The sequence below is a fragment of the Catellatospora sp. NPDC049609 genome (assembly GCF_040675365.1).
GTDB lineage: Bacteria > Actinomycetota > Actinomycetes > Mycobacteriales > Micromonosporaceae > Catellatospora.
This window is the reverse complement of record NZ_JBFAOU010000059.1, coordinates 31,350-42,892: the sequence shown is the minus strand read 5'-3', so window position 1 is coordinate 42,892 and position 11,543 is coordinate 31,350. Positions and strand designations below refer to the sequence as shown.

Sequence of the window (11,543 nt, the reverse complement as noted above, 5' to 3'; positions counted from 1 at the left end):
AGGCCGCAGGCGTTCGGGTACTCCCAGTCGATGTCGATGCCGTCGAACACGTCCGCCCAGCGCGGGTCCTCGACCAGGTTGTAGCAGGAGTTGGCGAACGCGGTCGGGTTGGCCGCGGCCTGGCCGAAGCCGCCGGACCAGGTCCAGCCGCCGAACGACCACACGATCTTGATGTTCGGGTACGCCTTCTTGAGCTTGCGCAGCTGGTTGAAGTTGCCGCGCAGCGCGCCCGCGTCCCAGGTGTCGGCGACGCCGTCGACGCTCTCGGCCGCGGAGTAGGCGCGGTCGTAGTCGGTGTAGGAGTCGCCGATGGTGCAGGCGCCGCCGGACACGTTGCCGAACGCGTAGTTGATGTGCGTCAGCTTCGCGGCCGAGCCGCTGCTCACGATGTTCTTCACGTGGTAGTTGCGGCCGTACTGCGCCCAGTTCGTGAAGTAGCCGATGACCTTCTTGCCCGGGTTCGGGTTGGTCGGGCTGACCGACGGGCTCGGCTGGGTCGACCGGCTCGGCGAGGCGCTCGGCGAGGTGCTGGGCCGGGCTGAGGGGGAGCTGCTCGGGCTCGCGGGCGGGGAGGCCGACGGGCTGGCGCCGGTGGCGCAGTTGGCGCCGTTGATGGTGCACGCGGTCGGGGTGCCCGAGCCCGCGGTGACGAAGCCGAAGGACGCGCTGCCGCCGGCCGGGATGGTGGCGTTCCACGTGCCCGTGGCGGTGCGGGTCTGGCCGCTGCCGGACAGGTTGGCGTCCCAGAAGGAGCTGACCGTGGTGCCCGAGGGCATCGTGAAGGTGAGGGTCCAGGTGACGGAGGCGCTGGTGCCGTTGTTGATGACGTACTTGCCCTCGGCGCCACTGCCCCAGTTGGACGTCTGGGTGTACGTGGCGGTGACGGTGCCGGCCGCGTTCGCCATGGTCACGGCCCCGATGGAACCAGCGACGACCATGGCTGCGGTGGCGGCTATCAGGCGGGCCCTTGTTCTGAGCATGGCTCTCCCTTAAAGATTGACACCTATCCCCCCGATGGCGCAAAACATTAAGTTAACTTTCCTTAAAAAGGAAGAGCGCTTACCTAAAACCTCTTTTAAAGGGCTTTCACCTGCGGTTTCGTCAGGCGTTGACGATCTCCACACCGGACTCGCGGAGCTCGGTCAGCGCGCGCTGCGTCGATTCCGGGGCGACGCCGGCGGTCAGGTCGAGCAGGACGGCGGTCCGGAAGCCTTCGCGCGCCGCGTCCAGGGCGGTCGCGCGTACACAGTGGTCGGTGGCGATGCCCACCACGTCCACCTCGGTCACGTCGCGCATGCGCAACCAGGCGGCCAGCCCGATGCCGCTGCACGAGCCCTCGAAGCCGGAGTACGCCGCGGCGTACTCGCCCTTGAGGAAGACCGCCTCGATCCGGTCGGTGTCCAGCTCCGGGTGGAACTGCTCGCCCGGGGTGTCCGCGACGCAGTGCACCGGCCAGGTGGTCGCGTAGTCCGGCGGGTCACCGAAGTGCGCACCCGGGTCCTGGTGATGGTCCTTGGTGGCCACGATGTGGTCCCAGCGGCGCCGCTCGGCGCCGGCGTCCTCGGCCAGGCGCGCCGAGACCGACGCGGCCACCGCGGCACCGCCCGTGACGGGCAGCGAACCGCCCTCGCAGAAGTCGTTCTGCACGTCGACGATGATCAGTGCGCGGGTCATGGCGGCCTCCCCGGACGGCTGGGCGGTGGTGCGCTCACCACCGCCCCTCATGCTGCTCCGGCCGCGCCGTTCCCGCAACGATCACGTGGCCAAGCTCATGCTCGCCGGCTACCGCGACCTTAATCGGTGTCATCCCTCGCTTCGCTCCGGGACGACACCGAGCGGTCGCTATCGCGGGCGACGGTGGTCACCGTCACCGGCACCGCGGGATCCCCGGCGGACAGCTTCAGACCCTCCCACGGGATCGTGATCAGACAGTCGCGCAGGTGCAGGCGGCTCTGCTCCAGATCGGGCAGCTCCGCGGCGGGCGCGCCGCCGCGGATCAGCGGGCGCTGCAGCAGCCGGTCGCCGGGCTGCGGCTCGTGCCCGTCCGCCCCGGTCAGCACGATCTCCTCGACCGCGGTCCCGGTCGGCTTGTGGCGGCGGTACGCCGTCTTGCGCCCGCCGACGGTCGCCTTGTTCTCCGAGCGCTTCACCACCGGGCGGCCCTCGACCTCGACCAGCTTGTAGACCAGGCCCGCCGTGGGGGCGCCGGAGCCGGTGACCACGGCGGTGCCCGCGCCGTACACGTCGACCGGCTCGGCGGCCAGCGCGGCGATGGCGTACTCGTCCAGGTCGCCGCTGACCACGATCTTCACGTCCGGCGCGCCCAGCTCGTCGAGCAGCGCGCGCGACTGCGCCGCCAGCACCGACAGGTCACCGGAGTCGATGCGCACCGCGCGCAGGCCGGGCCCGGCCACCGCGATCGCGTTGCGGATGCCCTGGCTGATGTCGTACGTGTCGACCAGCAGCGTGGTCTGCTCGCCCAGCGCCGCGACCTGCGAGCCGAACGCCGCCTTCTCGTCGTCGTGCAGCAGGGTGAAGGCGTGCGCGGCGGTGCCCGCGGTGGGGATGCCGTAGCGCATGCCCGCGGCCAGGTTCGACGTCGAGGCGAAGCCCGCCAGGTACGCGGCGCGGGCCGAGGCGACGGCGGCCTCCTCGTGCGCCCGCCGCGAGCCCATCTCGATCAGCGGGCGGCCCCGGGCCGCGGTGACCATGCGCGCCGCGGCGGCGGCGATGGCGCAGTCGTGGTTGAGCACCGACAGGATCAGCGTCTCCAGGATCACGCACTCGGCGAAGGTGCCGGAGACGGTCAGGATGGGGGAGTTGGGGAAGAACAGCTCGCCCTCGGCGTACCCGTCGAGGTCGCCGGAGAAGCGGTAGTCCGCCAGCCACTGCGCGGTCGGCTCGTCGACCACGCCCGTGCGGCGCAGGAAGTCGACCTCGTCCGGGTGAAACGTGAACGCGGCGAGCTGCTCCAGCAGGCGGCCCGTGCCGGCCACCACGCCGTACCGGCGGCCCTGCGGCAGCCGGCGCGCGAACACCTCGAACACGCTGCGGCGATGCGCCGAGCCGTCGCGCAGCGCCGCGCTGATCATGGTCAGCTCGTAGTGGTCGGTCAGCAGCGCCGGTGCTCCCGCACCCCTGTCATGCATCCCGACAGCCTATGGCCTGGCCCGATCTTGCGCCTGCCTCCCCCGGGACCGGGCAGCCCGCCGGGGGCGGGACGGGCATCTCGCAAGATCGTCGAGATCCGGCACGGGACCGGCTCGTGCGTACCTGTGTGTTGCCGGAATCAACTCGTAGGATGGGGGACGTGACCGCCGCCCCACAGACCGTTCCGGTCGACAAACCGGACATAGACGAAGCGTCGGAATTTGCCCGACCCTGGGTCACCATCGTGCACAACGATCCGGTGAACCTGATGAGCTACGTGACCTGGGTTTTCCAGCAGCTCTTCGGTTACAGCAGGGACAAGGCCGAACTGCTGATGCTCGACGTGCACCAGAAGGGCCGCGCCGTCGTCTCCGCGGGTGCGCGCGAGCGCATGGAGCACGACGCCACCCGGCTGCACTCGTACGGGCTGTGGGCCACGGTCGACAGACAGTGAGCGGACGCGAATGACCATCTTCCGCCGGGTCGGCTCGGAGTGCGTGGCCGACTTCCGCGAGGACGAGGTGCGGGTGCTGCGCAAGGTCGCCGAGGAGGTCGTCGGCCTGCTCACCGACGGCTTCGACCGCGAGGACCCCGTCGTCGAGCGGCTGTTCCCCGACGTGTACCCCGCCGACGCCAAGGACTCCGCCGAGTTCCGCCGCTTCACCGAGGGCGACCTCAAGACCGCCAAGATCGACCAGGCGGGCGCGGTGCTGGCCGGGCTGCCCGAGGCCGGCAAGGGCGAGGTGCGGCTCGACCCCGAGTCGGCCGAGGCCTGGCTGCGCGCCATCAACGACGCGCGGCTCGCGCTCGGCATCCGCCTGGAGCTCACCGACGACACCGTCGTGGAGTACGAACTGGAGGAGGCCCTGGAGCAGGACGCCGGCTCGGCGCGGGTCTTCCAGCTCAGCGTGTACTCGTACCTGGGCTACCTGCAGGAGTCGCTGCTCGACGCGATCATCGGCATGGGCGGCAACGGCCGCTGACGGCGCGGGCCATGGCGCGGATCACTGAGGGTGTCGTCACGTGTGACGGATCGGTAGGCTGGTCGCCGTGCTGACCATCCACAGGGAGATCATCGAGGCGATCGTCGCCCACGCCCGCCGGGACCACCCGGACGAGGCCTGCGGCGTCGTGGCCGGTCCCGTGGGCTCGGATGCGCCGCTGCGGCACATCCCGATGGAGAACGCCGAGCGCTCCACCACGTTCTACCGGTTCGACTCGACCGAGCAGCTGCGGGTGTGGCGTGAGATGGACGACCGCGACGAGGAGCCGGTGGTGATCTACCACTCGCACACGGCGACGGAGCCGTTCCCTTCGCGCACCGACGTGTCGTACGCCGGCGAGCCCAACGCGCACTACCTGCTGGTCTCGACCAGGGACGAGCACACGGCAGAGATCCGCTCGTTCCGCATCGTGGACGGACAGGTGTCCGAGGAGCCGGTCCAGCTCGTTGATGAGAGCATGGACCCCATGCGGAGCTACCAGAAGAGCGGCGACCCGCACGCCGTGCAGTCGTTCATGTTCGGGCAGAGCCCGGCGGCGGTCGATTACGAGTGTCAGCACTGAGCTGATCCCGTCCCGTCATCCGACCGTTCGACTTCTCTTCTTCAGGAGTGTTCCTTCCATGGCTATCGACGTCCGCATCCCGACCATCCTGCGGTCCTACACCGGCGGCGCGAAGGCCGTCTCCGGCTCCGGGGACAGCCTCGCCGACCTGCTCACCAACCTCGACGGCAGCTACCCCGGCCTGCGCGCCCGGCTGATCACGCCCGAGGGCGGCCTGCACCGCTTCGTCAACATCTACGTCAACGACGAGGACGTCCGCTTCCTCGGCTCGCTCGACGCCAAGGTCAACGACGGTGACACCGTCACCATCCTGCCCGCCGTCGCCGGTGGCGCCTTCGGCCTCGCCGCCGCCGCCGCGGTCCTGGGCCGCTGACCCGTACCCTCCTGCGTCGATCTTGCGCGAACTGTGGGTATGACACGCCCATAGCGGACATATCCCTAACAGTTCGTGCAAGATCGACGCAGCGGTCGCGCGAACGGAGCTGATCATGGCGCGTTATGAGTCACTGCTCGACGTGTGCGGGGACACGCCGCTGATCGGGCTGCCGCGGCTGCGCCCGACGGTGCCCGACGGGGCGCCGCCGGTGCGGCTGTGGGCGAAGCTGGAGGACCGGAATCCGACCGGCAGCGTCAAGGACCGGGCGGCGATGTACATGGTGCGCGCCGCCGAGACCGACGGGCGGCTGCGGCCGGGGGCCACGATCCTCGAACCGACCAGCGGCAACACCGGCATCGCGCTGGCCATGGTGGCCAAGCTGCGGGGATACCGCATCGTGTGCGTGATGCCGGAGAACGTGTCCACCGAGCGGGTCCAGCTGCTCCGGATGTACGGCGCGGAGATCATCTTCTCGCCGGCGGCGGGCGGTTCGAACCAGGCGGTGGCCACGGCGAAGCAGATCGCGGCCGAGCACCCGGACTGGGTGATGCTCTACCAGTACGGCAACGAGGCCAACGCCCGTGCCCACTACGAGACCACCGGCCCCGAGCTGCTGCGCGACCTGCCCACGCTGACCCACTTCGTGGCGGGCCTGGGCACCACCGGCACGCTCATGGGCACCGGCCGCTACCTGCGGGAGAAGAACCCGGACATCCAGATCATCGCGGCGGAGCCCCGCTACGGCGAGCTGGTGTACGGCCTGCGCAACATCGACGAGGGCTACGTGCCCGAGCTGTACGACGCGTCCGTGCTCACCCGCCGGTTCTCGGTGGGCACGCGCGACGCGGTGCTGCGTACGCGGCAGCTCGTCGAGGTCGAGGGCCTGTTCGTCGGGTTCTCCACCGGCGCCGTCGCGCACGCGGCGCTCGCCGTGGCGCACGACGCGGCCAAGAAGGGCCAGCCTGCCGACGTGGCGTTCCTGGTCGCCGACGCGGGCTGGAAGTACCTGTCCACCGGGGCGTACACCGGCACCCTCAGCGACGCCGAGTCCGCCCTCGAAGGCCAGCTCTGGGCCTGACCGCCCCGCGGCACCACCGAGCCCCGACCCGCTTGCGCCGGTCGGGGCTCGTCTCGTCCTACCCGGCCCGGCTCCTGTGGCCCCGCCGCCCCGGGCGCTTCGTCGATCATGAGGTTAGGGGAGCGACACGCCGTCGAACACGCCCATAAGTTCATGATCGACGCGGGCCCCGGCGGGGCCGGGGGCCGGGCCGGGGCGGGTGGTCAGAGGGCGGTGTAGACGAGGGTGATGTTGGTGAGGAGGAGGGCGGTGGCGGCGGTGAGGAGGTAGAGGGGGAGGCGCTCGCGGTGGATGGCGAAGAAGGCGGCGGCCACGGCGGCGATGCCGAGGACGCCGATGGACAGGGCGACGGGCGCGTACCAGACGGGCAGGTCCAGGTTGAGGGCGAGGGAGACGGCCAGGCGGCCGCCGGGGATCAGGCCGAGGAAGCCCAGTGCGGCGGCCCAGGCGCACAGGCCGAGCAGGCGGCTGCCGCGGGGGGACGGGTCGTCCTCGCCGGGCAGGCGGAAGCGCTTGGACACGGCGGAGCGCAGGCGGCCGGGCGCCGACGCCGCGCCCTGGTCGTCGGGGGCGGTGCGCGCGGACGGCATCACCGCATGATCGTCACTGGCCGTGCTCGGGCTGTTGCCGGTGGTGCCGACGGGGTCGGCGGTGGCGATGACGCCCTCGGCGTCGCGCTCGGAGTCTGACTCGGTACGCACTGTGCTCGCCATCCTCGTGCCTGACCTGCCCGCGGATCGGGCCGTGCACACTGTGCAACGGTCGTCGGCGACCCTGCGTAACGCCAGGATGAGACCGGTGTCACGTTGGCGACATCTCGGAACGGACCGGTCCCCTCAAGGGGGGTTGGGCAAGTAGGCTGCGCAGCGTGACGGACGCGCCGATCGGCATCTTCGACTCGGGAGTCGGCGGGTTGACGGTGGCCCGGGCCATTCTCGACCAGTTGCCGCACGAACGCGTCGTCTACCTGGCCGACACGGCGCACGTGCCGTACGGTCCCAAGCCGCTCGCCGACGTGCGCCGCTACGCCCTGGCCTGCCTGGACCAGCTGGTCGAGCGCGGCGTGAAGATGCTCGTCATCGCCTGCAACACGGCGTCGGCCGCGTGCCTGCACGACGCGCGCGAGCGCTACGCCGTGCCGGTGGTCGAGGTGATCCGCCCGGCGGTGCGGCGCGCCGTGGCCGCGACCCGCAACAGCAGGGTCGGCGTGATCGCCACCACCGCTACGATCAACTCAGGGGCGTACCAGGACTCGTTCGCGGCCGCGCCGCACCTGTCCGTGACCGCCGCGGCCTGCCCGCAGTTCGTCGGGCTGGTGGAGCGGGGCGTCACGTCCGGCCGGGCGCTGCTCGGCCTCGCGAGCGCGTATCTGGAGCCGCTGCAGCGTGCCCAGGTGGACACGCTGGTGCTGGGCTGCACGCACTATCCGCTGCTCACCGGTGTGATCAGCCTCGTGATGGGGGATCAGGTGACCCTGGTGTCGAGCGCGGACGAGACGGCGCGGGACGTGTACCGCGTGCTCGTGGAGCGGGAGCTGCTGCGCGCCGACGACGCCCCGCCACCGGAGCACGAGCTGCTGTGCACCGGCGATCAGGAGATCTTCGACCGGCTGGCGAAGCGGTTCCTCGGGACCGCGCTGGACCCCGCGGGAGCACGGGCATGAGCGAGCGAATCGTGAGGCGCGCGGCGCCTCGGGCCGGATCTTCGCGGAGCGGAGACGCGGCGTGAGACTGACGGTGCTGGGCTGCGCGGGCAGCTTCCCCGGGCCGGAGTCGGCCTGCTCGGCGTACCTGGTCGAGGCCGACGGGTTCCGGCTGCTGCTGGACTTCGGCACCGGCTCGCTGTCGGCGCTGCAGCGCTATGCGAGCCTCAAGTCGGTGGACGCGATCCTGCTCAGCCACCTGCACTGCGACCACATGCTCGACGCCTGCTCCTACGTGGTGGTCCGCCGGTACGCGCCGGACGGGCCGTACCCGCCGATCCCCGTGTACGCGCCGGCCGGCGCGCCGGAGCGCATCGCGACCGCGTACAGCCTCGACGAAGGGCCGCTGGACGACGTCTACACGTTCTACGCGCTGCAGCCGGGCAGCTTCCCGATCGGCCCGTTCCAGGTCAGCGTGGACCGGGTCAACCACCCCGTGGAGACGTACGGCGTGCGCCTGGAGCACGACGGGCGGGTGCTGGCGTACTCGGGCGACACGGCGGGCTGCGACGCGCTGCTGCGGCTGGCCCAGGGTGCGGACCTGTTCCTGTGTGAGGCGAGCTACCTCGACGGCGTGGACAACCCGCCGGACCTGCACCTGACCGGCGGCGAGGCGGGCGAGATCGCGACCAAGGCCGGGGTGCGGCGGCTGCTGCTGACCCACCTGGTGACCGCGTGGGGCTCCGAGGCCGAGACGCTGAACAACGCCGCGGCCACCTTCGCCGGGCCCGTCGAGATCGTCCGACCCGGTTCCCGGTACGAAGTTTGACCCCATAGGGTTAGCCGCATGAGCGAGCCTTGCGAGCGAATCATGACGCCCGAGCACGGTCATGCCGGCGACGAGCGTGGCGAGGAGCTGGCATGACCAGACCCGACGACCGTGCGGCCGACCAGCTTCGACCGGTCACGCTGACCCGCAACTGGAGCATGCACCCCGAGGGCTCGGTGCTGGTCGAGTTCGGCAACACCCGGGTGCTGTGCACCGCGAGCGTCACCGAGGGCGTGCCGCGCTGGCGCAAGGGCACCGGCCAGGGCTGGGTCACCGCCGAGTACTCCATGCTGCCGCGCGCGACGACGACCCGGTCGGACCGGGAGAGCGTCAAGGGCAAGATCGGCGGGCGTACCCACGAGATCTCCCGCCTGATCGGCCGCGCGCTGCGGGCCTGCATCAACCTCAAGGCGCTGGGCGAGAACTCGATCGTCATCGACTGCGACGTGCTGCAGGCCGACGGCGGCACGCGCACGGCCGCGATCACCGGCTCGTACGTCGCCCTGCACGACGCGGTGAGCTGGCTGGCCGCCAAGAACATGCTGACCCGCAAGCAGACGGTGGAGACCACGCTGCACCGCTCGGTCGCCGCGGTCAGCGTCGGCATCGTCAAGGGCGAGCCGCGGCTGGACCTCTGCTACGAGGAGGACGTGTCCGCGGAGGTGGACATGAACGTGGTCTGCACCGGCACCGGCGACTTCGTCGAGGTGCAGGGCACCGGCGAGGACGGCGTCTTCGACCGCGCGCAGCTCAACGCGCTGCTCGACCTCGGCGTGGCCGGCTGCGAGCAGCTGACCACCATGCAGCGGCAGGCGCTCGGCCTGCCCACCCTGGACGCGGCCGGTCTGCTGGAGGTGTTCCGCCGGTGAAGCTCCTGCTCGCCACGCGCAACAGCAAGAAGCTCGACGAGCTGCGGCGCATCCTCGCCGCCTCGCCGGAGCTGCTCAAGGTCGAGCTGGTCGGCCTCGACGACGTCCCGCCGTACACGGAGGTCCCCGAGACCGGGCTGACCTTCGCGGAGAACGCGCTGCTCAAGGCGCGCGAGGGCGCCAAGCACACCGGTCTGCCCACGGTCGCCGACGACTCGGGCCTGGCCGTGGACGCGCTCAACGGCATGCCCGGGGTGTTCAGCGCCCGCTGGTCCGGAAAGCACGGCGACGACCGCGCCAACCTCGACCTGGTGCTGGCCCAGCTCGGCGACGTGCCCGACGAGCACCGCGGCGCGTCGTTCGTCTGCGCCGCGGCCCTGGTCCTGCCCGGCGGCGGCGCCACGCCCAACGGCCGCGAGCACCTGGTCAGCGGCAAGATGACCGGCCGCCTGCTGCGCGCCCCCCGCGGCGAGGGCGGCTTCGGCTACGACCCCATCTTCATCGCCGAGGGCAACACCCGCACCAACGCCGAGCTGACCCCCGCCGAGAAGGACGCCATCAGCCACCGCGGCAAGGCCTTCCGCGCCCTCGCCGCCGTCGTAGCCAAGAACCTCGCCTGACCCACCCCGGGCTCCCCGCGCCATATGCGTCGATCTTGCGTGGACTGTGGGTACGACACGCACCAAACGGGCATAACACCAACAGTTCGTGCAAGATCGTCGCGATCATGAGCGGAGCGGGCGGGTATGGCGAGCGAGCGGGTGGTGTCGGGGCAGGTCTGTGTCGTCGGGGGCGGGCCGGCGGGGCTGATGCTCGGGCTGCTGCTGGCCAGGCAGGGCATCGAGGTCGTGGTGCTGGAGAAGCACGCGGACTTCCTGCGCGACTTCCGCGGCGACACGATCCACCCGTCGACGCTCGACCTGCTCGACGAGCTGGGGCTCGGGGACAAGGTCGAGCGGCTGCCGGGGCGCAAGCAGGCGCGGCTCAGCGTCACGTTCGCCGACGGCACGTTCGCCATGGCGGACTTCTCCCGGCTGCCCAAGCCGCACAACTACCTGCTGTTCCTGCCGCAGTGGGACTTCCTGGACCTGCTCGCCGACGAGGGCGCGCAGCTGCCCGCGTTCCGGCTGCTGCGCTCGACCGAGGCCGTCGACGTGCTGCGCGACGAGTCCGGCGCGGTCACCGGCGTGCTGGCGACAGGTCCGGACGGGGAGACGGTGCGGGTGCGCGCGCCGCTGACCGTGGCCTGCGACGGCCGCGGGTCGGTGATCCGCGACAAGGCCGGGCTGGTGCCCGTCGAGTACGGCGCGCCCATGGACGTGCTGTGGTTCCGGCTGTCGCGCCAGGCGTCCGATCCCGACCGGCTCGAGCTGCGGGTCGGCGCGGGCGCGCTGATGATCCTCATCGACCGCCGCGAGTACTACCAGTGCGCGTACGTCATCCCGAAGGGCGGCTACGACCGGGTGCGCGCCGAAGGTCTGGAGCACCTGCGCGAGTCCGTGGCCCGGCTCGCCCCGCCGGTGGCCGCCCAGGTCGGCGAGCTGCAGGACTGGGACCAGATCAAACTCCTGACGGTACGCGTGAACCAGTTGCCGACGTGGCACGCGCCCGGCGTGCTGTGCATCGGCGACGCGGCGCACGCCATGAGCCCCGTGGGCGGTGTCGGGGTCAACCTCGCGGTGCAGGACGCGGTCGCCACGGCGCGGCTGCTCGGCCCGAAGATCAAGGCGGGCTCGCTGCGTACCGAGGACCTGGAGCTGGTCCAGCAGCGCCGCCGCCTGCCGACCACGCTGACCCAGCGCGCCCAGCGCGTCGCCCAGTCCCGCGTCGTCGGCACCGTGCTCCGCTCCGACGCACCCCCCAAGGCGCCCGCCATCGTCAAGCTGTTCCAGCGCCTGCCCGCCCTTCAGGCGATCCCCGCCCGAGCCATCGGCATCGGCGTACGCCCCGAACACCTCACCTGACCCGCCCCGGCCTTAAGCCAAGATCGTGTCGATCTTGCGCGAACTGTTAGGGATATGCCCGTTAGGGGC

General features: G+C 71.3%; 14 protein-coding genes. 10 read left to right on the top strand and 4 right to left on the bottom strand.

Translation table 11 applies throughout. The features are described from left to right. From AB0J67_RS18470 to AB0J67_RS18460, 3 genes are all read right to left on the bottom strand, one after another. On the bottom strand, nucleotides 1-905 hold a 905-nt coding region (locus AB0J67_RS18470), incomplete at its 3' end, for a glycosyl hydrolase family 18 protein (protein ID WP_363483755.1). 196 nt (nucleotides 906-1,101) lie between these two features. Further along, complete coding sequence (locus AB0J67_RS18465) at nucleotides 1,102-1,674, bottom strand: isochorismatase family protein (RefSeq protein ID WP_363483734.1); 573 nt, start codon at nucleotides 1,672-1,674, stop codon at nucleotides 1,102-1,104. A gap of 119 nt (nucleotides 1,675-1,793) precedes the next feature. After that, entirely contained in the window at nucleotides 1,794-3,149 is a 1,356-nt protein-coding gene (locus AB0J67_RS18460; protein WP_363483731.1) for a nicotinate phosphoribosyltransferase, read from the bottom strand. Between the two features lie 152 nt (nucleotides 3,150-3,301). Here AB0J67_RS18460 and clpS point away from each other — a divergent pair, with 152 nt between their 5' ends. The 5 genes from clpS (at nucleotide 3,302) to AB0J67_RS18435 (ending at nucleotide 6,170) form a co-directional block, all read left to right on the top strand. After that, nucleotides 3,302-3,604: an ATP-dependent Clp protease adapter ClpS gene (gene clpS / locus AB0J67_RS18455; protein ID WP_203753525.1), complete on the top strand. Its 303-nt coding sequence runs from the start codon at nucleotides 3,302-3,304 to the stop codon at nucleotides 3,602-3,604. Between the two features lie 10 nt (nucleotides 3,605-3,614). After that, a complete protein-coding gene (locus tag AB0J67_RS18450; RefSeq protein ID WP_363483728.1) occupies nucleotides 3,615-4,133 on the top strand; it encodes a DUF2017 domain-containing protein in 519 nt (172 codons plus the stop codon). A 67-nt stretch (nucleotides 4,134-4,200) separates the two neighbouring features. Further along, nucleotides 4,201-4,716, top strand: a complete 516-nt coding sequence (locus AB0J67_RS18445) for a M67 family metallopeptidase (protein ID WP_363483725.1) — start codon at nucleotides 4,201-4,203, stop codon at nucleotides 4,714-4,716. Nucleotides 4,717-4,774: 58 nt separating this feature from the next. Continuing rightward, nucleotides 4,775-5,089, top strand: a complete 315-nt coding sequence (locus AB0J67_RS18440; RefSeq protein WP_363483722.1) for a MoaD/ThiS family protein — start codon at nucleotides 4,775-4,777, stop codon at nucleotides 5,087-5,089. A 115-nt stretch (nucleotides 5,090-5,204) separates the two neighbouring features. Continuing rightward, entirely contained in the window at nucleotides 5,205-6,170 is a 966-nt protein-coding gene (locus AB0J67_RS18435) for a cysteine synthase (protein WP_363483719.1), read from the top strand. A gap of 203 nt (nucleotides 6,171-6,373) precedes the next feature. Here AB0J67_RS18435 and AB0J67_RS18430 read toward each other — a convergent pair whose 3' ends face one another. Continuing rightward, the gene (locus AB0J67_RS18430) at nucleotides 6,374-6,871 is read right to left on the bottom strand and encodes a hypothetical protein (RefSeq protein ID WP_363483716.1); all 498 of its coding nucleotides are present in this window, start codon (nucleotides 6,869-6,871) and stop codon (nucleotides 6,374-6,376) included. Nucleotides 6,872-7,038: 167 nt separating this feature from the next. Between AB0J67_RS18430 and murI the strand changes: the two genes are divergently transcribed. From murI to AB0J67_RS18405, 5 genes are all read left to right on the top strand, one after another. Continuing rightward, on the top strand, nucleotides 7,039-7,833 hold the full coding sequence (murI, locus tag AB0J67_RS18425) for a glutamate racemase (protein ID WP_363483714.1): 795 nt from the start codon (nucleotides 7,039-7,041) through the stop codon (nucleotides 7,831-7,833). Nucleotides 7,834-7,894: 61 nt separating this feature from the next. Continuing rightward, on the top strand, nucleotides 7,895-8,641 hold the full coding sequence (locus tag AB0J67_RS18420) for an MBL fold metallo-hydrolase (protein ID WP_363483711.1): 747 nt from the start codon (nucleotides 7,895-7,897) through the stop codon (nucleotides 8,639-8,641). A 92-nt stretch (nucleotides 8,642-8,733) separates the two neighbouring features. Continuing rightward, nucleotides 8,734-9,510 carry a ribonuclease PH gene (gene rph / locus AB0J67_RS18415; protein WP_363483708.1) on the top strand — a complete coding sequence of 259 codons (777 nt, stop codon included), beginning with the start codon at nucleotides 8,734-8,736 and terminating at the stop codon, nucleotides 9,508-9,510. Further along, nucleotides 9,507-10,130, top strand: coding sequence for an RdgB/HAM1 family non-canonical purine NTP pyrophosphatase (gene rdgB / locus AB0J67_RS18410; protein ID WP_363483704.1), 624 nt, complete (start codon nucleotides 9,507-9,509; stop codon nucleotides 10,128-10,130). The genes rph and rdgB overlap by 4 nt, the downstream gene beginning before the upstream one ends. 144 nt (nucleotides 10,131-10,274) lie before the next feature. Next, nucleotides 10,275-11,474 carry an FAD-dependent oxidoreductase gene (locus tag AB0J67_RS18405; protein ID WP_363483752.1) on the top strand — a complete coding sequence of 400 codons (1,200 nt, stop codon included), beginning with the start codon at nucleotides 10,275-10,277 and terminating at the stop codon, nucleotides 11,472-11,474. The last annotated feature ends 69 nt before the right edge of the window (nucleotides 11,475-11,543 follow it).